22 protein-coding genes, 2 tRNA genes and 1 other RNA gene are annotated in these 19002 nt (G+C 46.3%); 13 read left to right on the forward strand and 12 right to left on the reverse strand.

Annotation, left to right across the window (positions count from 1 at the left end; translation table 11 throughout):
* The first annotated feature begins 54 nt into the window (after positions 1-54).
* The 3 genes from METMK1DRAFT_RS13200 to gins15 are packed head-to-tail and all read left to right on the forward strand — an operon-like array spanning position 55 to position 2186.
* Positions 55-789, forward strand: a complete 735-nt coding sequence (locus tag METMK1DRAFT_RS13200; RefSeq protein ID WP_009075018.1) for a DNA polymerase III sliding clamp — start codon at positions 55-57, stop codon at positions 787-789.
* Positions 761-1735, forward strand: coding sequence for a DNA primase small subunit PriS (gene priS / locus METMK1DRAFT_RS13205; protein WP_009075020.1), 975 nt, complete (start codon positions 761-763; stop codon positions 1733-1735). Before METMK1DRAFT_RS13200 ends, priS begins: the two co-directional genes overlap by 29 nt.
* A 1-nt stretch (position 1736) precedes the next feature.
* Positions 1737-2186, forward strand: coding sequence for a DNA replication protein Gins15 (gene gins15 / locus METMK1DRAFT_RS13210; protein WP_009075022.1), 450 nt, complete (start codon positions 1737-1739; stop codon positions 2184-2186).
* 289 nt (positions 2187-2475) lie between these two features.
* Here the strand turns inward: gins15 and cbp1 are convergent, their stop codons facing one another.
* A complete protein-coding gene (gene cbp1, locus METMK1DRAFT_RS13215; protein ID WP_048088120.1) occupies positions 2476-2895 on the reverse strand; it encodes a CRISPR DNA repeat-binding protein Cbp1 in 420 nt (139 codons plus the stop codon).
* A gap of 109 nt (positions 2896-3004) precedes the next feature.
* Between cbp1 and METMK1DRAFT_RS13220 the strand changes: the two genes are divergently transcribed.
* On the forward strand, positions 3005-3574 hold the full coding sequence (locus METMK1DRAFT_RS13220; RefSeq protein ID WP_009075025.1) for a LysE family transporter: 570 nt from the start codon (positions 3005-3007) through the stop codon (positions 3572-3574).
* Here METMK1DRAFT_RS13220 and METMK1DRAFT_RS13225 read toward each other — a convergent pair.
* Positions 3555-3902: a helix-turn-helix domain-containing protein gene (locus METMK1DRAFT_RS13225; RefSeq protein ID WP_048088022.1), complete on the reverse strand. Its 348-nt coding sequence runs from the start codon at positions 3900-3902 to the stop codon at positions 3555-3557. The two genes, METMK1DRAFT_RS13220 and METMK1DRAFT_RS13225, sit on opposite strands and share 20 nt — an antisense overlap.
* 97 nt (positions 3903-3999) lie before the next feature.
* Between METMK1DRAFT_RS13225 and METMK1DRAFT_RS13230 the strand changes: the two genes are divergently transcribed.
* Positions 4000-4206 carry a helix-turn-helix domain-containing protein gene (locus METMK1DRAFT_RS13230; RefSeq protein WP_009075029.1) on the forward strand — a complete coding sequence of 69 codons (207 nt, stop codon included), beginning with the start codon at positions 4000-4002 and terminating at the stop codon, positions 4204-4206.
* Here the strand turns inward: METMK1DRAFT_RS13230 and METMK1DRAFT_RS13235 are convergent.
* Genes METMK1DRAFT_RS13235 through METMK1DRAFT_RS18335 form a run of 7 tightly spaced genes read right to left on the reverse strand, consistent with a single transcriptional unit; the run spans position 4190 to position 7814 of the window.
* Positions 4190-5089 (reverse strand): Mrp/NBP35 family ATP-binding protein, encoded by a 900-nt coding sequence (locus METMK1DRAFT_RS13235; protein WP_009075030.1) that lies wholly within the window; start codon positions 5087-5089, stop codon positions 4190-4192. The genes METMK1DRAFT_RS13230 and METMK1DRAFT_RS13235 overlap by 17 nt on opposite strands.
* 25 nt (positions 5090-5114) lie before the next feature.
* The gene (locus METMK1DRAFT_RS13240; protein WP_009075032.1) at positions 5115-5660 is read right to left on the reverse strand and encodes an adenylate kinase family protein; all 546 of its coding nucleotides are present in this window, start codon (positions 5658-5660) and stop codon (positions 5115-5117) included.
* Complete coding sequence (locus METMK1DRAFT_RS18330; RefSeq protein WP_009075034.1) at positions 5657-5818, reverse strand: hypothetical protein; 162 nt, start codon at positions 5816-5818, stop codon at positions 5657-5659. Before METMK1DRAFT_RS18330 ends, METMK1DRAFT_RS13240 begins: the two co-directional genes overlap by 4 nt.
* A gap of 5 nt (positions 5819-5823) precedes the next feature.
* Positions 5824-6351, reverse strand: a complete 528-nt coding sequence (locus tag METMK1DRAFT_RS13245) for a rhomboid family intramembrane serine protease (protein WP_009075036.1) — start codon at positions 6349-6351, stop codon at positions 5824-5826.
* Positions 6352-6388: 37 nt separating this feature from the next.
* Positions 6389-7000 carry a site-2 protease family protein gene (locus METMK1DRAFT_RS13250; protein WP_048088024.1) on the reverse strand — a complete coding sequence of 204 codons (612 nt, stop codon included), beginning with the start codon at positions 6998-7000 and terminating at the stop codon, positions 6389-6391.
* A gap of 20 nt (positions 7001-7020) precedes the next feature.
* Positions 7021-7635, reverse strand: coding sequence for a hypothetical protein (locus tag METMK1DRAFT_RS13255; protein WP_048088025.1), 615 nt, complete (start codon positions 7633-7635; stop codon positions 7021-7023).
* Positions 7636-7652: 17 nt separating this feature from the next.
* Positions 7653-7814 carry a hypothetical protein gene (locus tag METMK1DRAFT_RS18335; RefSeq protein WP_009075043.1) on the reverse strand — a complete coding sequence of 54 codons (162 nt, stop codon included), beginning with the start codon at positions 7812-7814 and terminating at the stop codon, positions 7653-7655.
* Positions 7815-7908: 94 nt separating this feature from the next.
* On the opposite strand from METMK1DRAFT_RS18335, the gene METMK1DRAFT_RS13260 reads away from it, so the two are divergent.
* The gene (locus METMK1DRAFT_RS13260) at positions 7909-10380 is read left to right on the forward strand and encodes an MMPL family transporter (protein WP_009075045.1); all 2472 of its coding nucleotides are present in this window, start codon (positions 7909-7911) and stop codon (positions 10378-10380) included.
* Here METMK1DRAFT_RS13260 and METMK1DRAFT_RS13265 read toward each other — a convergent pair.
* Positions 10334-11233: a thiamine-phosphate synthase family protein gene (locus METMK1DRAFT_RS13265; protein WP_009075047.1), complete on the reverse strand. Its 900-nt coding sequence runs from the start codon at positions 11231-11233 to the stop codon at positions 10334-10336. The genes METMK1DRAFT_RS13260 and METMK1DRAFT_RS13265 overlap by 47 nt on opposite strands.
* A 1-nt stretch (position 11234) precedes the next feature.
* Here METMK1DRAFT_RS13265 and METMK1DRAFT_RS13270 point away from each other — a divergent pair, with 1 nt between their 5' ends.
* From METMK1DRAFT_RS13270 to METMK1DRAFT_RS13295, 6 genes are all read left to right on the forward strand, one after another.
* A complete protein-coding gene (locus tag METMK1DRAFT_RS13270; RefSeq protein ID WP_009075049.1) occupies positions 11235-11981 on the forward strand; it encodes a DNA double-strand break repair nuclease NurA in 747 nt (248 codons plus the stop codon).
* Positions 11963-13678, forward strand: a complete 1716-nt coding sequence (locus tag METMK1DRAFT_RS13275; RefSeq protein ID WP_009075051.1) for an ATP-binding protein — start codon at positions 11963-11965, stop codon at positions 13676-13678. Before METMK1DRAFT_RS13270 ends, METMK1DRAFT_RS13275 begins: the two co-directional genes overlap by 19 nt.
* On the forward strand, positions 13675-14298 hold the full coding sequence (locus METMK1DRAFT_RS13280; protein WP_009075053.1) for a protein-L-isoaspartate O-methyltransferase family protein: 624 nt from the start codon (positions 13675-13677) through the stop codon (positions 14296-14298). Before METMK1DRAFT_RS13275 ends, METMK1DRAFT_RS13280 begins: the two co-directional genes overlap by 4 nt.
* A gap of 400 nt (positions 14299-14698) precedes the next feature.
* Entirely contained in the window at positions 14699-15187 is a 489-nt protein-coding gene (locus tag METMK1DRAFT_RS13285) for a DUF2258 domain-containing protein (protein WP_009075055.1), read from the forward strand.
* Positions 15188-15227: 40 nt separating this feature from the next.
* Positions 15228-15303, forward strand: a tRNA-Gly gene (locus tag METMK1DRAFT_RS13290).
* A 315-nt stretch (positions 15304-15618) separates the two neighbouring features.
* Positions 15619-15747, forward strand: a tRNA-Trp gene (locus METMK1DRAFT_RS13295).
* Positions 15748-16013: 266 nt separating this feature from the next.
* Here METMK1DRAFT_RS13295 and ffs read toward each other — a convergent pair.
* An RNA gene (ffs, locus tag METMK1DRAFT_RS16795) (signal recognition particle sRNA) lies at positions 16014-16319 on the reverse strand.
* A 94-nt stretch (positions 16320-16413) separates the two neighbouring features.
* On the opposite strand from ffs, the gene lysS reads away from it, so the two are divergent.
* Positions 16414-17895: a lysine--tRNA ligase gene (gene lysS, locus METMK1DRAFT_RS13300; protein WP_009075057.1), complete on the forward strand. Its 1482-nt coding sequence runs from the start codon at positions 16414-16416 to the stop codon at positions 17893-17895.
* Here the strand turns inward: lysS and METMK1DRAFT_RS13305 are convergent.
* Complete coding sequence (locus METMK1DRAFT_RS13305) at positions 17882-18946, reverse strand: site-2 protease family protein (protein ID WP_009075060.1); 1065 nt, start codon at positions 18944-18946, stop codon at positions 17882-17884. The genes lysS and METMK1DRAFT_RS13305 overlap by 14 nt on opposite strands.
* Positions 18947-19002: the final 56 nt, after the last annotated feature.

Raw genomic sequence — 19002 nt, forward strand, 5'->3', positions numbered from 1 at the left:
CTGTAGATTCATGAACCACAGTGATTTTTTACTGGTCCAAATAAGGACTTACCTATGAAGTTTAAGGCAGTAGACGCGGTATCCATCGCATCGATCCTCAGGACAGTGGGGGAATTCATGCCAGAGGTGACCTTGGTCTCCACTAAGGAGGGACTCAGGCTCGGTGGTGTGGATCCCTCTAGGGTAGCTTACGTTGACATCGTCATTCCCTCACTCTACTTCCAGGAATTTGAGTCTGGAGAGAGAGAGGTCATAGGCATTAAACTCGAGGATGTCATAAACGCACTTAAGAACGTCAAGAAAAACGATGGGCTAACATTTTTCACAAACGAGGGGAAACTGGAGCTGACAATAGAGGGAGACTTCGAGAGATCCTTCATCATTCCCCTCGTCGAGCTTGAGGAACCTAAGAATCCTGGTATAAATCTCCAGTTCGCATTCAAGGCGAAGATGCTCACTTCGACATTCAACGAGACCCTAGATATCCTCTCAGACATGGGGGAGTCGGTAGTAATCTCGTCAGAGGACGGGAAACTCATCATCTCCGTGGAAGGAGACGTAGGGGTCTCCAGGGTTGAGCTCTCTGAGGCCGCAGGGAACTTAATTGAAGCTTCGGGGACTAACGCCTCTTCGGTTTACGGTCTGGACTACCTCCTCAAAACTACTAAGATGAGGAACTCTTCAGATGTAGTGGAGCTCATGTTCGGCACCCAGCTACCCCTAAAGCTGAGGTTCCAGTTACCTCAGGAAGGATACGGTGATGTTTACATTGCCCCGAGGGCCGAGTAAGATAGTGAGGGGGCTCCTCAAGGAGTATTACGAGAGAGCCCAACTGATGTTACCCTTCGACGTGGAACTGAGAGAGTTCGCGTATCAGCCCTTAGATGGGGGAAGTTACGTAAGGCACATCTCCCTTCAGAACGAGGCCGAGGTGAGACAGATGGCCACTAGGGAGATACCGGGACATCTCTTTTACTCCTCTGCGAAGTATCAGAGGCCTGCGGCGAGAGACATGGAAGAGAAGGGGTGGATGGGGTCAGATCTTCAGTTCGACATAGATGCAGACCACCTCTGTCAAGTAAGGAGGATCGTATTCTGCCCGATCTGTGGGGAGGAAGTGACGGGAGATCGATGTCCCAGGGACGGCACTGAGAGCATGGAATACGTTGAGATAACCCAGGACTGTCTGGAGAAGGCCCTGGAGCAGGCTACAACGTTAACAGATATACTGAAGGACGACTTTGGTCTCATCCCTAGACTGTTCTTCTCTGGGAATAGAGGGTTTCACGTTCTAGTGGAGTGTTCTGGGGAATGTGCACTTATGGACTCTGAGGACAGGAGGGAGGTAGTGAAATACGTGACTGGTGATGGGGTACCTGACTATAGGGGCTCTTTACAGGATCCAGGGTGGCCCGGTAGGCAAGCTAGGGGAGTGAAGGGAGTGCAGGTCGATGAACAGGTCACGGTTGACGTGAGGAGACTGGTAAGGATTCCTGGTTCGGTTCACGGAAAGAGTTCCCTACTGGTCAAGGAGGTCACTGGCGAGTTCAGGTTGGATCAGGGGCTTTCTCCTTTCACCGGTTCCGCAATCGTTTTACCTTATTTGTCTGGGGAGTTCCTCCTCATAGACAGGACATTCAGGTTGGAGAGAGGTGTTCCGTTGAAGCTGGACGCCAGTTACGCCATGTTTGCGTGGGCGAAGGGATTGGGCGAGGTGACCTTCTACGTTAGATGAAGTGTTGTCCAAGGAACTAAAGGACGAGAAACCGGAGAGGATTGCAGAACAACAGGTAGAGGATCTTCAGCTGATCTTCAAGAGGCTTAGCATGAAATATAGTGATAAGATTCACGATGAAGAGCTCAAGGTCTACTCGGAACTAGCTGACTCTCTCTTCGAAGTCAGGTTAGCTAAGGTCTTGGAGGGCCATTCGCTAGGGGATAGCTTCGATTCCTGGGAGGAGGAGATTCTCTCCAAATTGAGGGAGTTCTACGTCTCCTTTGTCATGGGTCACTATCCGGTGAGGAACGGTAAGGTTTTGTGTAGAGTTGTCAAGGAACTGTACTTCAGTGGGACAGTCCTAAAGCCAGGGGACCTGATCTTCATGGAGGTTAAGAAGGCTGTGGGATTACTCCTCTCTGGGGTTGTGGAACCCTGCAGTTTGTTCAAGAAGACAAGGCGAGAGTGAAAATCGAAGGATCAATTATCCGCATTCGTCTAGTTCACTGAGGTTTTCTCACAAATCCAGGCAAAGTAAGTCTGTGATGTTTCGCACCTATGCAGAAGCAAAAGCATGATAACCCTTCATTAGCTCATCATTTTACCTTGAGGCCGGGATATGCGTAAGTGATTCAAGGAACGTCTCTACGGAAACAGTAGAGAGCGACCAGAAGACCCACACATTCGGACAGGTTCAGCTACGGTTGATCGTTTAGTTGCCCCGCTCAAATAGTATTTGTCTCAGCTATCTGCGCAAGTCAGTTCTTTAAGTTTAACTTCTTTAGGTAATATACAACGAGGTTGGTTGAGATACTTAATTCCTTAGCTATTCTGTAAATCGAGTATCCGTTGATGTACATCTCTTTGATTTTCTCGATCTTGTCTTGAGTCATTCTCCTTTTAGTCTTCACAAGTTTATGCTTCTTGAGAATTCTGAGGACGGTGTTGGAGTTGAGTTCTAACATCTTGCTGATCTTATTTGCACTGTAGCCCTGTTTTCCCATCTCGATGACCTTCTCCACTACCGCTTGAGGGGTTTTTCCTCTAAACTCAACTCCACTATCTTTCAGTATTCTCCTGGTCTTTGAGTAACTCAGGTTCAGTTGTTTGGCGATCTCCCTGATCGACATACCGCTTTCATACATTTTCTTTGCTTTTTCATTCAACTCATCTTGCATGCATTGGATTTCTTCTCCATACTTTTTATATTTTTTCCCAAAACCCTTTTTATTCTCTTTATATCCCCTCTCCACCTGAACTTTTAAGGACAGGGCATAAGTCATCACAATGGAGCTTTTCAGCTTGTTATTTGGCCTAGCCCTGGGTTTATCAATAGCTGCACCCCCTGGTCCTGTCAATTCTATAATAGCGGCTGAGTCGCTAAGGTCTAAGCTTCACGGAACCAGCGTAGGCTTAGGTGCAATGACCGCAGACTTCATTTTCTTCGTACTAACTCTATTTTTCGGTCATTTTATCCCAACGAAGATAACATACTTCCTCTACGTTGTAGGAGGTCTATTCATGATATGGCTAGCCTTTGGGGTGTTGAGGTCCACATCCTCCTCTAGGACCGCTAGGGCTAACTACATCACCGGCTTGAGCATGGGTCTTACAAATCCCTTTCAGATCACCTGGTGGCTTACAACCGGTCTATTTATGATACAACAGGTTGGGGTATTTGCAGCACCTGGTTTCTTTGGAGGAATAGTGATATGGATAACCTTATTCCCCTATATCGTTAACAGATATGCGAAGGGTCTCTTCAGGATCATAAGGTTCATATCCTTTGGTATTCTTTTAGGTTTTGGGGCTTTTATATTGGTAGAGGGAGTAATTCTCATAGCGCGGATATTATAGAGGACAGATCGGTACACAGCTCTGAGGCTCTCTGCTTCATTTTCTCTATCACTTCACCCCTGTTCACATAGTAAACATACTTAGGCCTTCCGCCCTTGGAACCACTACTCTTCTGCTTTTCCACAAGTCCGGCATCGGATAGCTTCTTCAGGATCAGACTAGCACGACTCTTGCTTATTCCTAGCTCTGCCGCTATGGAGTCTACATCCTTCCCAGTTCCACTCCTCACGATCTTGACAAAGGCCTCCACGTCAGCCTCAGATAAGCCGTAACCTACCATCAAGAACCTCTTTAGTAATAAATTTTTCTCCACGACTTCCATTGTCAATTTAGTTTCACCGTTTAACTTTTAGTTTTTATTGTTTTTAAAGTTTTATCTAACACTGTCCCTCAATTTTTTAACTGAAACGGCCTCAGTTAAAGGTATGAAAGGGCTTAGAGAGGAAATTGTAGAGTTGCTTAGGGAAAAGCCTATGGCTTCTACCGAGCTTAGGGACGTCCTCATGGACAAGGGATTGACCTTCAGTCCACTCGAGTTTAGGGAAACCCTCGCCGAGCTGGTCAGACAGGGGGTAATAGAGAAATATCCAGACTATGAAAGGAAGAAGTTCTACTTCAGGCTGAAGAGTTAGACTTTCCCTCAACTACGTTTATTACTTTATCAGCTATCTTCAGAAACTCCTTGGAGGCTGGAGACTCGAGATACTTTAGGAAAAACGGTTCACCCAGATCGTTGGATTCAGCTATCCTCGGGTCTAAGGGAACCTGGCCCAAAAGTTCTACCCCCAGCTCTTCCGCCATCTTCTTCCCCTTGTCCTGCCCGAATATATAGTAGGCCTTGCCTTCAGATGGGCAAACGAAGTAACTCATGTTCTCAACTACACCCAATATCCTCGTGTTTACGGTCTTAGCGAAGTTTATTGACCTCTTCACAGCTAAAGTAGAGACCTCAGACGGAATTGTGACGATAATGAAGCCGGTAATGTTGGGAACCAGCTGGGCCACGGACAAGGCCTCATCTCCAGTACCTGGGGGCATGTCAATTATGAGATAATCAAGTTCTCCCCAGTTTACGTCGCCCAGAAACTGTCTTATGGCAGAGTGTTTTATTGACCCCCTCCAGATCACTGGGGTGTCGTCTCTCGGGAGCAGAAAATCAATGGATACCACCTTTATTCCAAAGGGCCCATTAACGGGATTGATTCCATTATCGTCAGCCGTGAGCATCTGCCCCCTGACTCCTAGCATCTTTGGTACAGAGGGGCCGTGGAAGTCAACGTCGACTATCCCAACTCTCTTGTTGGCTGCTGCCAATGCCATGGCGAGGTTTGAGGATACGAAGGATTTCCCAACTCCTCCTTTCCCGCTGAGTATGGCTATCTTGAATTTAACGTTCTTCATCCTCGTCTGTATTTTTAGATCGGCTCCCTGAACCTGAGGTGCTGGAGCCTTCCTCAGATCTCTAGGCTGCTTGGTAGGTTGGGGTGACTGTAGTCTAAACGGGTTGGAACTCATTTAGGTCATTAAACATGTCTTAGACTTAACTAATAATCTTATCTAAATATAACAGTAACTTAACGATCTCATCATCATTAAGCCAATCTATCTCGCCGTCACACTTACCTTCCAGCACCATTTTGGCCGTTTCCAGTGGAGTTCGTGACGACGTGTCTATCTCACAGGTACGGCCGAACCACTCCTTGGCCTCTTGACTAACATAACCTAGGGCCTCCGCTTCAACGTTCTCTATAACCTTCAATTGGCTCCACCCTCTCCTGGAGAGTTCCTGATATAAGAGCTTGGGATTTCGTCTTAATACAATGATCTTATCTGCTCTATCTAAAAGGGAGGGATAAACGGTCTCTATAACCACTCTCTCCTTTCCTTCCAACTCTCTCTCCAATTCTCTCGCAACCTCTTCATCGTTTATTTCGTACGATGACCTAATTTCATCGTACTGCTTGAATAACCTCTTCCTAATCACGAACTCAGAGACATGTATGTACTCAGCGTTTAACAGTCTGGTAAGTTCTCGACTAACGGAGCTCTTACCCACTCCTGGAGTACCGCAGATGAGTATCCTCATCTGAAACTTAGGATGACCTCCGCAGTAAATAATCCTACCGAAATTAGGATGAGGATCAACTTCGTCTTGAGCTCTCCATCCCCTTTACTTATCTCATATATTCCATAAGGGAACATTAACGCCCCAATAACCAACAGTATCTCCTCCAATAGGTTCATAAAGGCTAGCTTGATCTAGCTTTCCTTAAAAGCGATCCCCTCAGATATGCTAGTATTACTCCCCCGGTAATTCCCCCTAAGTGGGCAACGATATTTACATTGGGGATTATGTCACTTAGTACGAAAACGATGGCCAGGAAGATGATCCCGTTCCAGTCGACCCTTTGGAATTCCACCATATCATCAACTATATAGAAGGAGAGAAGTCCAAAAATTCCTCCGGAGGCCCCTGCAGATGCTGTAAGAGGCGGGTAGGCCAGGAGTGTGAGTAGATTGCCTAGCATACCAGATAATAAAAAGATTACGTACTCTAATTTCCCTGCCTTCGACCCAAAGAGATAGTATAACACTCCTAGTGAGAAGAAATTGAAGAAAAAGTCAGTGAAATTATTGGTAACGAAAATTGAGGTGATCAAAGCGATGTAGTCCCCGTGTAAGACTAGGTAGTTTACTTGGATTAGGTAGGCGAACAAGAAGGTATTGGTGTAATAGGAAAACTCCCCTACTGCGAATCCGATCAGGGTCAAAAACATTAGAATGAAAGTGGGCTTATTGATAGAGATGGAGATATTAGATCTCCCCCGTTATGAACATGAGCACTAATGAAATTGCTATGAGAGCTATCCACACCCCCACATTCCACCTGAAGATCTTAAGACCGTCGAGAACCCAGAAGGGTAACAGGTTAAAGAACGCCACTGCAGAATTAAATGCCGATATTTGGAAGAGGAAGAACGATAGTAAAGGGTTAGAAGCTAGTAAGGCACCTAGATAGAACAAGATCGCTATTGCCAGATTAGTGGCAGGTCCAGCAGCAGCTGTCACTCCCTCAACCCTTCTGTCGGCGGAGAAGAACCTACACGAAATGAGGGTATATCCAGAGAAGAAGACTAACCCGAAAACTGGTAGCAGGTTTATAATTGTAGTGGCAAGAAAGCCGGTGAAGTTGAGAGTGAACCTGGAGTAACATCCATATCTCCTTGCAGACTGCCTATGGGCAAGTTCGTGCGGCACCACGGCAATGGTGGCAGCTATTATGGCAGCCAGGATAGCGTAACCTATGAATTCACCTGTTAGGTATAACGAAACGCCCTTCACTGCAATGGAGAATATAGCCAGGAGGAAGGACTCTATTTCACCAAGGTTGCTGAACCTCCACTCCCACTCTCTCAACCATGACAAGGCGATCAAAGAATGTATGTTCAGAGGTTTAAATGCCTGAGTACATTATCTCGAAGTCCGCTTATCTCCCCTATTAGATTCAGGCTAGTTGAATCCACTTTCCAGACTAGCGCTCTCTCGTCTTCGCTCACGGCTACCATGTATTTGTAATCTTCCTTAGAAATGAGCCCCTGGTACCTTATCCTTGACATCTTCCCGAAGGCATCAAACGTCTCGAAGACGATGAACTTATAGAGGAACGGCATGGAAATTTCGTACATATTCAATTTCGATCCGTGAAGAAGGACTTTTTGCATCACTTGATTGAAGTAGAAGGGCTCTAAGAGGGTTACTTCGGTCACGTCATTAAAGGCGGAGACTACTAAGAAAGCTCGTCGAGATCCCTCAGTTGTCGTTATCCAGAGGTCGAGAATCCTGGAGGACTTCGTCATTACTTTAGAGATTGTGTAACCAGAGTGCGATGCAGTCTTTTCTGAGAGGAAGTCGATGACTATCTCTACGAACGAGGAGACAGGCAATCCTATCCTCTTCAGTTCGTTCTCTAGGAAGCTTGACAAGCAATATAGGTGCCCGCTTGGGGATATCCCCTTTCTTCCCTTGCATCCCATGACATCTATCTCTATTTCATATATCACGAAAAATATCAATAGTGTTATATCCTTAAATACTTTACATACGCCTCAGCTTCAATTCTCATATTTTTGGAGATGAGCAAGTAGAGTAGCTTTCTATCCTCCTCCGTTTTGGGGTTATAAGAACTAAGAAACTTCTCAACCTCCTCAAGGACTGCCAACGCATCCTTCAGGGACTCCATATCGAATTCATAGTGCGGGAAGTAATAAATGGGTTACACATGTTAAACCGGTATTTCCTTAACCATTTTATGCAAGGGTGAGTTACTGGTTTCAATGAGATGGATCCTGGCCGCCTGGTTCGTTTTGATTGTAGTGTTGGCACCGCTAGTGTTACAGATTCAGAACTACTTCGTTTACTCCGATTCGCCCTTCCTCTCATCTACCTACCAAAGCGTCAAGGTAAGTGATGTAGTAGTTGAGTATTTTCATGACGATCAGAGTCAATACAGCTATATATACGTCCTTTCTAACGGATCCTACAACGGCTCTCTGGCTGAACTGAACTATTCCCTCAAGTATCTACAGGGAGCCAAGATACTCACTCCGTATCAGATCCTAAACGATTATAACTCACAGTATCTCAATGAAGTAGAACCACTAGTAGGCTCCATTCAGTCTAAACTGATGCCTCTTCACGAGCTCTACCTAAACCTCACTCGGTTGAGGGACGCCCTCTTGGACAACTTCTCTTTATTTCTATTTCAACTAAATGTAACCTACGGAGTTCCTCTAGGACTTCACGTGAACGCGTCCCCACGGCTATTGGAAGAGTTTAAAACCTACTACTTTCTAGCACTTCAGAACTACTCCGAGCTGAACGCATCGAGGGTAGCAGGGTACCTGACTTTTAAGAACCCTTTTCTAGTCTTCTTCTCTTTCAATAATTTCACTAATCGCACCTTAGCTAAGTCCTTCCTCGAGAATTTCAATGAGTACCCACTCCTCATTTATCTCCTTACCAAACATAACGTAAGTCAGGAGGCGTTGGTCGACCCTCACTCCTATGCCGTTGATGTTGTAGAGAAGGAGATACCGCCACCTCCTTTCAATCTATCACAATTTCATAGGAATTACACTTGGCTCTTCATCGTTAAGGTGCCTAAAAACGAGAGTCTCAACTCGATAAATCGTTTCATTGAAAACGTTAACGCTGAGGTCACAGGTCACCTTCCCATTTACGCTCAGTCCGCATTTTACACAGAGCAGAATCTGAGGCTCATAGACCTGGTCACCATCATTCTTGTTGGTGTCCTCCTGGTCGTCTTAGTGAGGGCACTGTTACCGATCATTCTTCTAGTTACTGGTGCCCTATTGGGGGTAGAAATATCGTACACTTTACTTGAGTTGCTCACGTTCTCAGGTTATCAAATATATTACATATCTGGACTCGTGATTCCGCCCATCGTCTTTGGCATTACTGTGGACTACTCTCTCTTGTTTCTCTACAGGTACTTCGAGGAGTTGAGAAAAGGGTCAAGAGAACCCTTAAAGTTAGCCTTTAGGACTGCTGGTCGAGGGGCCCTCTTTAGTGGCCTCTCCATAGCCATAGGGTTCTCCTCGTTTGTGATCTCTCCGTCCCCTCTACTGAGGAACATAGGCATAGCCCTCTTGGTAAGTTCCCTCTCATCTCTCTTCCCTGTGATAGGCTTCATGTACACAGCTCTGAGGTCAGTTCCACCCTCTTTATTGGCCTTTCCTAAGAGGGATGTTCCCAACACCGAGGATCCCAGGAGCAACTACCTCAGGAGGTCAGTACTTCTTGCCCTGAGGAGAAAGTATCTCGTTATATTTTTCACGGTTATTTTAGCGCTTGTATCCCTCTACGTGTTCGCGACTCACCCAACAAACGTCAACGTCGACGAAATAGTTCCGGCCCAATCTACTTCCGTCAGGGGTCTAGATGCGTTGTCTAACTTGTTCAACTACAGCTTAGACTATTTGGTCATCAAGGGAAATCCCAACTCGTCATATAATCTCCTTCTCAACATAACTAACTTCACCATAAAGCATGGAGCCATAGTCTACGGCCCTACTTCTTTGGGTAGAGTGGTTTTCGATAGACCGACTGCGATCACTAACCAGTTTTATAGTCACAATTACACCTTGACTGAAGTTCTCATACCCTATCCCGTGTTCAGTCACGGTGCCATAGCCATAACAGAAGGCCTCATGAAGTATCCTGTTCTGGTGGGAGGGAGTAACGCTGAGAGGATAGACATCGTGGATAGCACCGTCTTCGAGTACTACCATTTCGTTCTCCCCTTAACTGTTCTTCTCATCCTCTTCTACCTCACTTGGATTCTCGGATCTCTCGTAGTCCCCATCAGGCTAGTTGTGACCCTAGCCATCAGCTCCTTAGTGGGAGTCGCGTTCATGTTTGCGGTATTCGGTTCTGTTTATTGGCTTTCTCCATTGATAGTATTTGCTCTACTCTTCAGCCTAGGAATAGATTATGATATGTTTATCATTTTAAGGATAAAGGAGGAGATAGGGACGGAAGAGGAGAGAATAATGAAAGGTGTGGAGAAGACCGGTCTCGTAGTCACCGCAGCTGGGCTGATACTTTCTGGTGCTTTCATTTCGTTGGCCTTTACCGACATGAAGTTTCTAAGGGAGATAGGAGTAGCTGTAGCCTTCTCCATCCTGTTCGACACTTTCATAGTTAGACCCATCCTGGTTCCTGCAATCATGTCTGTACTTAAGCAGTATAATTGGTGGCCCCATTTGAGGGCTGATAATTCTTAGCTATCTTCATGACTTTAGTAGCTACCTCAAGTGGGTTCTCACCAAAGACGTAAGCGTTAGGCTCTATGCCGTTCCCGCCCAGGTGGACTACCACGTCTGGACAATCGCCTAAGGACGAGGCCACCATTTGGGCTATCCTCTCATCGTCCTTATCTTGAGATGGTCCAACCTTAGAGTAGACCAAACCCGCGGTTTTCAGAGCCTGTTCTACTCTATCGTCGAATTTTATGTTCATGACTGCCCTCCATTTCCCGCAGACTTTGAGTGCCCTGAGGAGTATCGTAGCTAAATGTCTACTTCCTCCCCACGTTGGCCTGGAAGCGGGGGTGGGGATTCCCCCTATGACAGCTATCCTCCCAGCTACAGCTATTACATCCGATACACTCTGAGGATTCCTTTTGGAGAAGGCCAGATTACTCAGGACTTCAGGTACCAGCTTAGCTACCTCTGGGTTCCTTATCATCGAAACTGCGAGTTCCAGTTCATTCTCTTCGTTTTCCCTGTAGAACCCCTGGCATATTCTACAGTCCGGGGAGATGGAGGGGTTGAATCTCCTGTGGAATTCACAGAATCTCAGTCTACTGAGATTGGATAAACCAAATACAGTAATGTAAGCAGAAGTCTCTTCCCCCCTTCCCATCGATAGGAGACTAGAGATCGATGATATCAAGAACTCTATTTCAGAGACAGATAGACCTAATTTTACCAGGTTTTCCTTGTATTCCTGTTCATCACCGTCTAAATATTGCTTCACTGCCGGTTGCGTAACTCCTATGAGTGACGCTATCCTGCTCTGGCTCATCCCTGAAGCCCTAAGCCTTTTAGCCACCAAACCCCTTACGTTTGGTAGCATAATGTCGGTTATTAGCGATAGGGGGGTATCCAGCACGGTAGTGAGATTGTATCCAGAGGATAATTACGTTTTTGACATAAGGGTAGCTGCAGTTGACGGAAGTCTTCACGAATTCATCACAGAAGACGGAAACTACAGCTATGTTAATGTGAGTGCCGTGATATTTAGGCTCACCAGTTCCCTAATATATCAAGGTGGACACGTTAAGGAGTTCATAGTACAAGGCCCAGGTGAGGAGGCCATGAGGCAAATAGAGTATGAAGAGGCTAGAAATTTAAGATCGGAAATGGAGGACGTAATAATCCTAATGGACAGAAAGATCTCCATGGATAGAGAGCTAGGTATAGAAATCCCGCGTAACATCATAGGTATAGTGAAGGACTTCGATCAGAGGGAAAGATCGATACTCGATGAGAGTGGAGCTCCTTGGATAGTTCTCAGCGGAAACGGTCTCAGGACAGGGTTTGTGAGGTTCTCTGATGGAGGATGGGTCTTCAGAATAGAGACTGACCTGAACTACGAACAGAGGCAGCTGTTGGCACTCCTTTATCGTATGGCCAGAGAACCTATACCTGAGGCCATCAATTACAACTATCCACTCTTCTTGGCCGACAAGATGGCCAAATTCTATAGGGACAGGGCCAGGAGAGGACTGGATTTCCTTTCATCCAAGAAGTTCCTTAAATATAGGGACTTTAGGAGAATTGTGGAGATCGGGAGAAGGAGAGTATGGAATTCGAGAGTGTAAGTGGTAGACTTAGAGAAGTGAGAGTTGTCACCAGACCTACTGCTGACGGAAGGAGTTCTGTATCGTTCAGAAATTTCGTCATAGAGATACCCTACTCTAGGGATCTTAAGCTCAACATAGGTACCCTACTTGCAGTAGATACCATGGAGGAGGGAACTAGTTTGATACTGGAGGTCGCAGATTTCATCCCAGTCCATTACGGCATGCTTAACTTGGACGGAACTATACCCAAGGAGATAAGGGACCAGGTAATGGAAGGAGTTGAGTCCAGTTGGAAGGCTGGAGAGAGTAAGGAGATGTGGGTGGACGTCTTTGCGTATCCCATTGGTTACCTCATGACATCCTCCGGTTTCAAAAAGGGCTACGTACCTCCGTTACCCGGCACCTCCGTCAGGATCCTGAGCAAGGAGGCTTTCAGGAAGTTCGTGTGCTATGAGGGTGGAGTGGAGATAGGGAAGGTTTTAGGTCAGGATATTCCACTCACCATAAACCTGAACAAGGCCTTAGTGTACCATATGGGTATCTTCGCCTTTACTGGATCTGGAAAATCTAACCTAACGGCGAGTCTCATAAGGAGGGTTTTACGTTACACTGACGCTAAGGTGATTATAGCTGATATATCCATGGAGTACGCGGTCCTGTTGATTGATCAGATCCTTGAGCATAATTCCCTCCTCATCTCCACGGAGAGGTATCCACAGAACCCCTCAGACGCTAGAAGGAAATTCTTGAGAAGTCACGTGGTGCCAGAAGAACTCGATGACATTAGGGAGAAGATAGGTGATGCCGCTGAGAGTATATTCAGAGGTCAGAAAGCCAGGTATCTGTATATGCCTCCCGAGGGTTCGGTGGAGCTAACTTACGGTGACCTGGTAGAGTTAGTCAAATCGCAGATCGATGATAAATACACAGCGTTTGCCCAGAAGCCACTCTTCAGTCTCCTTTTAAAGAGGCTGGATCAGTTCATGAGGGAAAACAAGATAAGTAAAGAATCGGTCTTAGACGACACCGTAATACCCCTCCTTGAGGAGGCGTCAGAGAGAGCCAGGGAGGCAGGACTTAGAGAGAACTCATCAATTTTCACTTTCATCTCCTCTGTGAAGAGCTATATCTCAACCGAGTCCCCTGAGAGCAATGAATATGACGTAGAGAAATTAGCAATAGACATCTTAGACAGAGACCCTGCCTCTTCTAGGCTCTTCATCCTGGAGCTACCCAATTTAGACGAGGCCAGAGAGTTGTTGGCATCGCTAATAGAACACGTTATGTCTAGGAGGAAGAGGGCCTTCAGTAATCTCCCCATACTCTTCGTTCTTGACGAAGCCCAAGAGTTCATTCCCTTCGATACAAGGCAGAGAGACAAGAGCGAACTCTCCAGCAGTGCTGTGGAGAAGCTTTTGAGACACGGAAGAAAGTATCATCTTCATACTCTCATAAGTACACAGAGGCTAGCCTACCTTAATACTAACGTCCTTCAGCAACTTCACACCTACTTCATCAGCACACTCCCCAGACCTTACGATCGTCAATTGGTTTCGGAGACATTTGGAGTGAGCGACGCCTTATTGGATAGGACGCTCGACTTAGAAGTGGGCCAGTGGCTCCTCGTAAGTTTTAAGGCATCCCTTCCACACGACGTTCCAGTGTTCTTCTCTGCCCCTAATAACCTTGACGAACTCAGGAGGGGACTCCAGTGAGGAGGGCGGACGGTCTGATCCTATCACTAATATCCAGTGAAGAGCTCAGGAGGGCTTACTTAAACGTAAACCGTGAGGACTTCCTCCCGGAGGGTTCAAAGAAATTCGCCTATGACCCAGAGTATCTAGATAGGCCTATAGCCATCACCGATAAGGTGAACACGACAGCACTCACGTTGGGTCTGAAAATGTTGGATTATCTAGACCTTAAGAAGGGCGACAAGGTGCTCGAGGTAGGTACCGGATGTGGATATTACACTGCGATAATGGCCGAGATCGTAGGTGGTGAGAATGTATATACTGTGGAAATAGACCCGTGGCTTGCAGAGTTTGCAAGAAATAGACTCACGAAATATAACGTAAATCCCATAGTGGGCGACGGAACCATAGGCTATAAGGAAAAATCTCCATATACGAAGATAATAGCGTGGGCCTCTATGCCTACCGTTCCTTGTGCCCTTTACGAGCAACTTAGTGAAGAGGGAATACTCCTAACACCGATAGGAGGAGACAGAGTTCAACACTTATATCGCGTCAGGAAGTCAAATAAACCTCTAATTGAAAGGTTGGACTCAGTGATCTTCATGAAGGCGACGGGGCTCTTCGGCTTTTATGAGTGATCAGGACTCAAGACCTTCTTCACTACTCCGTACCTACCTTGTCATCACTAGATAAGAGAAGTACCATACGTTTAAAACGTTCATCGAGTTAAGCTCTATAAGATTAGGAAGACGGTATAGTTCAAAAATACCACTTTCCTCAAGAATTCTAGATCCCACTTAGCGGTTAAGGAATACGGCCTCACCAAACCTCTGCCCAGATCAACAGTCGATTGTACTCGTTAGATGCCGATCAAATCCGCAACGATCGCAGATCTCTGCCAGAGGTGGGGCCCTGACGTTGCAAGTAACGTCAACCGCTGTCTTTTGCCTACTGAATTGTAAAATGGACTATTTTTATTTAATATGATGTATATAATTGTAAGTTAAGGTTTAAAAACATGAAATCAAATATTTACATATGACCGAAGAGATCGGGAGGGACCTGGAAAGAGTTGAAGAGTATGAACACACCACCTCTAGGGCATCGTTTCTAGGAGAGAACAAGGTGGAACTAAGCACTGGACTAATAATAGCAGCAAGGTATGCAGATAAGATGAGAAGGATTGCCCTAGTGGCGTTGGGGAGGTTAGTTCCTAGGGAAGTGATAGTCAGGGACGTAGCGGAACTGAACAAACAACTCTATGACATCCTAGTTAACAAGATGAAGGTAGGTAAGCTTGACGTAGTGAGGATTGTGGTTGACGCTACCTACAAGGAAGCGGAGAAGAGGCTGGTGTTCTCTAACATCAGGGTGACCAGATACTATACTGAGGAGGAATGTAAGGGGCTTGCCGAGGGTGACCTGAAGAAGAGGGTCGAGCAACTTGAGAAAGAGAATAACAAACTTAAGGACGAACTTAAAAAGATCCGCGAAACCCTGAGTGCCGTCATTAGAGAGGCTGAATGAGACCGATAGGTTTTTTAAAATCATGAAAATAATGTTCCGTGCGGCCGTAGTCTAGCCTGGATTAGGACGCCTGCCTGCCACGCAGGAGGTCCCGGGTTCAAATCCCGGCGGTCGCACTATGGGTTCATGTTCTTTCTGTCTAACGTTATGGGTATACCTAACAATTGCCTTGAAAATACTTTTAACGAAAGATAAGGATGTTGTGAGAGGAGTGTGGCAACGGGAGTTAAGGTTCGCTAGGTTCCCTTGTTTTTATCTTCCTGGGGGGCTCTTTAAGGCGAGGGAAAATCATTAATACACATAATGTTCTTAAGCTGACTCATGGCCCAGTGAGGTTCCTAAACAAGGAACCCAATCATGTTAGTGATTTTAAGCCCTTTAGTCAATCTTAATTACTCCTTCAGGACTATGTTAACATAGTGCTCGATAATGGGCCCATAGCTCAGCCAGGTTAGAGTGCTGGGCTCCAGACAGCATTGGGTCTGTAGACCCGAAAGGGGATGATATGTGTCTGGAATGGAGAGACCCAGTGGTCCGGGGTTCGAATCCCCGTGGGCCCATTAAATATCTTATTTCTGTGGGTTGGTGTGTGTAGTTAGAGTAGAGTTTTTCTTTTCCTAATTATTATGGACGCTTATAGGAGAGACCAGTGTCCTAGAAAGGCTTCGTTAATTCCGCATATACTTTCACGTCTAAGTCAGGCTGGCGGAGGAGATTGTTCCATAACACTGGCGGATCGTCGATCTTACAATTTAATGTGTAGTTTTAGGAATGACGAAGTATTTAGACATTTTCTAACTATAGTGATAAAGGTTCATCTAATGGAGGGCCGGCTCCCCCACATGCTCGCCTGCCTGTGGTGGGGGTGAGCCCGAATCTTCCTCCGACCGGTGACCAGCAAGCTCTGACGTCCAGGCACGGCTGCTCCCTTCCGGGCCTCACCGATTCCCCCAGCTAATAGGGTTCCCCTCTCCCCTCCAGGAGTGGAGACCCTATCCGTCAGCCCTGCTGGGCGGCCATCATCGTACGGTTCGGACCCCACCACGGGCTCGACGCCCATGTGGGGGTTACTGGTGCCCGCTTTACGCCGTACGGGATGAGAGGCTGGCGAGACCTCCACCCTACCCGGCCCAGTTGAGTCTTGTCGTATGGTATATTTTAGTTTACGGTTTCAGGTATCTGAGGTCATACCTCAAGCTTAAAATTGGAATCGTCTCTCAAACCCTATGAAGTGGGACGAAAGGAGACTCAAGATCATTGAGTACCTGAGGGATAAGGGAATAAATCCCTACCCTCAGAAGTACGTTATTACTCACAGTATAGTCCAGTTAAGAAAGATCGGCTTAGAGAAGAACGATAGGCCTAAGGATCCCTTTCTGACTAACGTTAGGACTGCAGGGAGGGTAGCTAACCTTAGGAGACACGGGAAAGCTTCGTTCGTGGACATCTTCGACGAGGGCGAGAAGCTACAGCTTTACCTGAGAGTGAATGAGCTTCAGAATAGGTATGAGCAGTTCTTTGCGGAAGTGGACAGAGGAGACATAATAGGTGTTGGGGGCGACCTCTTTTTCACAGCTAAGGGGGAGCTCACTTTGCTAGTCAGGGATTATCAGATGTTGGCCAAGTCTTTAGTAGAACCACCAGACTGGTCAAAGATGAGCCCAGAGTTTAGGTATGCCCATAGATATGTAGATTTCCTCTACAACGACAGAGCGAGACAAACCATGGAGAGGAGGTATACCATAATCAGGGAGATAAGGAACTTCCTGAACCTTGAAGGCTTCCTGGAAGTGGAGACTCCAATATTACAGCCGGTATACGGCGGTGCCTTGGCTAAACCCTTCAAGTCTCATATTAACTACCTTGATGAGGATTGGTACCTCAGGATATCCCTAGAGCTCTACCTCAAGAGATATATAGTTGGGGGTTTCAACAAGGTTTACGAGATCGGTAAGGTCTTCAGGAACGAAGATATTGACGTAACCCATAACCCAGAGTTCACCCTCCTGGAACTCTATTGGGCTTACGCGGACTACATTGACATAATGGATCTAACTGAGAGGTTGTTTTCCCATCTAGCAAACAGGGTTCTTGGAACTCATGAGCTGAAGTATCACCTGGGTGACAGGGAAGTCGTAATAGACCTAGGGAAGTTCAGGAGGGTGTCCATGTTCGAGTTACTCTCCGATCATTTGGGCAAAGACGTTGAGAGCATGAGCGACGAGGAATTGAAGTCTCTAATGAAGACACACGGATTAGTGCCCAGGGGATCCATGTACGTTAGGGGACTCATGATCGAGAAGCTCTTCGATAAGTTGGTCACACCGGAGCTCGTTCAGCCCACCTTTGTCACTGACTACCCGCAGGAGACAACCCCCCTCTGCAAACCCCACAGGAGTAAGCCTGGACTTGTGGAGAGATTTGAACTCTATATCGCTGGAATGGAGTTTGCCAACGCATATACGGAACTCAATGATCCGATACTTCAGGATAAGCTCTTCAATGAAGAGCAGGAAATGATGAGGAGAGGAGATCAGGAGGCACACCCCTACGATAGGGACTTCGTGAGGGCCTTGGGTTACGGCATGCCGCCAACTGGTGGACTAGGAATAGGAATAGACAGGTTGGTTATGCTGTTCACTAATAACTCGAGTATAAAGGAAGTTATTCCGTTCCCTATGGTAAGTTCCAAGCTCATTGAGGAGTGAAGGACAAGGATATTGAGAACACCAAGAGTAAAACTAAGGCTCCCTGTAGTATTAAGGATATCCTCTCGCCGTGTGGAATTTTCTTCATGAGCTCGTTAAGTACTTTTCCACCATCTGTTATAATAAGGGGTGCTCCGTTGAGCAGACCGAGGCTCAGGTTCACTATGAACATCCAAAGGGCGGTCGAGATCAGAGGTAAGTAGTAGGAGGGAATATAATAGGTGATATAAACCCCAAGGAAATGGTTAGGAGATGTAACGTTGAAGAGTTCGCTCCCAGATGGTGTCTTCACTTCAATCAAATAGGTTGTGAAGTTCTCCAGGACTCTGTGGAGTTGGTCTGGAGTGGTCACTCTTATCCCATTAATCTCTTGGATTACATATCCTGGTTCCATGGAAGAGTTGTAGGCTGCACTGTGGGGAAGGACTCCCTCCACCAAGACTCCTTGAGATAACATGGGAGGAACATAACTAACTATTGGAAAGAAGACTCCAGCTAGGATTAGGTTAATGGCTATTCCCACAGATACGACCTTCAATTTGGATAGTGTACTACTGTTGGAGAACTCTCTTTCCTCAGGTTCTACGAAGGCTCCAGGGAAGAACCCGAGGAGAATTATGCCTCCACTTTTGACTGATATTCGGTTTGACGTGGCTGATATGGCATGCATCAGTTCATGAATCAATACGGAGACGCCTATTGCGATCAAGATATAAGGAGCTTGATCTAGTCCCACCGTCACGCCTGGTATTATGGGCTCCAGTCTCACCGTAGAGGGTTTTGCTGGATTTAAAGAGCCGAGCAAGGACAATATAATGAGTGAGATTCCTCCTAACATTGCCCCAATCGATATTCCTAAGGATATCACCTCAAAGACTTTGAAGGCCCTAGATCGAGCTAGTTTAGGAAACCACTCTGCCCTAGTTCCTTTCCTCCAGAGGAGGAGGAAAGGATACACAGTAAATCCCATCTCTACTAGTTTCTCCCTTAACAGTAAAACTATCCCCCAGAACACCAGTAGCCCAATTAGAAAATATATTGTGGTAGGCATCAACTGGCTTTAATTTCCGGCCCTTTTTAAAAAACCTTGTGTATGTGGAGTATAAC

The organism is Metallosphaera yellowstonensis MK1, from assembly GCF_000243315.1.
GTDB lineage: Archaea > Thermoproteota > Thermoprotei_A > Sulfolobales > Sulfolobaceae > Metallosphaera > Metallosphaera yellowstonensis.

Excerpts from the sequence above, each read along its gene's own strand:
- METMK1DRAFT_RS13200 (WP_009075018.1), top strand. The coding sequence starts at position 55 with ATGAAGTTTAAGGCAGTAGACGCGGTATCCATCGCATCGATCCTCAGG.
- priS (WP_009075020.1), top strand. The coding sequence starts at position 761 with ATGTTTACATTGCCCCGAGGGCCGAGTAAGATAGTGAGGGGGCTCCTC.
- cbp1 (WP_048088120.1), bottom strand. The coding sequence starts at position 2,895 with ATGCAAGATGAGTTGAATGAAAAAGCAAAGAAAATGTATGAAAGCGGT.
- METMK1DRAFT_RS13220 (WP_009075025.1), top strand. The coding sequence starts at position 3,005 with ATGGAGCTTTTCAGCTTGTTATTTGGCCTAGCCCTGGGTTTATCAATA.
- METMK1DRAFT_RS13230 (WP_009075029.1), top strand. The coding sequence starts at position 4,000 with ATGAAAGGGCTTAGAGAGGAAATTGTAGAGTTGCTTAGGGAAAAGCCT.
- METMK1DRAFT_RS13235 (WP_009075030.1), bottom strand. The coding sequence starts at position 5,089 with ATGAGTTCCAACCCGTTTAGACTACAGTCACCCCAACCTACCAAGCAG.
- METMK1DRAFT_RS13240 (WP_009075032.1), bottom strand. The coding sequence starts at position 5,660 with ATGAGGATACTCATCTGCGGTACTCCAGGAGTGGGTAAGAGCTCCGTT.
- METMK1DRAFT_RS18330 (WP_009075034.1), bottom strand. The coding sequence starts at position 5,818 with ATGAACCTATTGGAGGAGATACTGTTGGTTATTGGGGCGTTAATGTTC.
- METMK1DRAFT_RS13245 (WP_009075036.1), bottom strand. The coding sequence starts at position 6,351 with ATGTTTTTGACCCTGATCGGATTCGCAGTAGGGGAGTTTTCCTATTAC.
- METMK1DRAFT_RS18335 (WP_009075043.1), bottom strand. The coding sequence starts at position 7,814 with ATGGAGTCCCTGAAGGATGCGTTGGCAGTCCTTGAGGAGGTTGAGAAG.
- METMK1DRAFT_RS13260 (WP_009075045.1), top strand. The coding sequence starts at position 7,909 with ATGAGATGGATCCTGGCCGCCTGGTTCGTTTTGATTGTAGTGTTGGCA.
- METMK1DRAFT_RS13265 (WP_009075047.1), bottom strand. The coding sequence starts at position 11,233 with ATGCTACCAAACGTAAGGGGTTTGGTGGCTAAAAGGCTTAGGGCTTCA.
- METMK1DRAFT_RS13270 (WP_009075049.1), top strand. The coding sequence starts at position 11,235 with ATGTCGGTTATTAGCGATAGGGGGGTATCCAGCACGGTAGTGAGATTG.
- METMK1DRAFT_RS13275 (WP_009075051.1), top strand. The coding sequence starts at position 11,963 with ATGGAATTCGAGAGTGTAAGTGGTAGACTTAGAGAAGTGAGAGTTGTC.
- METMK1DRAFT_RS13285 (WP_009075055.1), top strand. The coding sequence starts at position 14,699 with ATGACCGAAGAGATCGGGAGGGACCTGGAAAGAGTTGAAGAGTATGAA.
- lysS (WP_009075057.1), top strand. The coding sequence starts at position 16,414 with ATGAAGTGGGACGAAAGGAGACTCAAGATCATTGAGTACCTGAGGGAT.
- METMK1DRAFT_RS13305 (WP_009075060.1), bottom strand. The coding sequence starts at position 18,946 with ATGCCTACCACAATATATTTTCTAATTGGGCTACTGGTGTTCTGGGGG.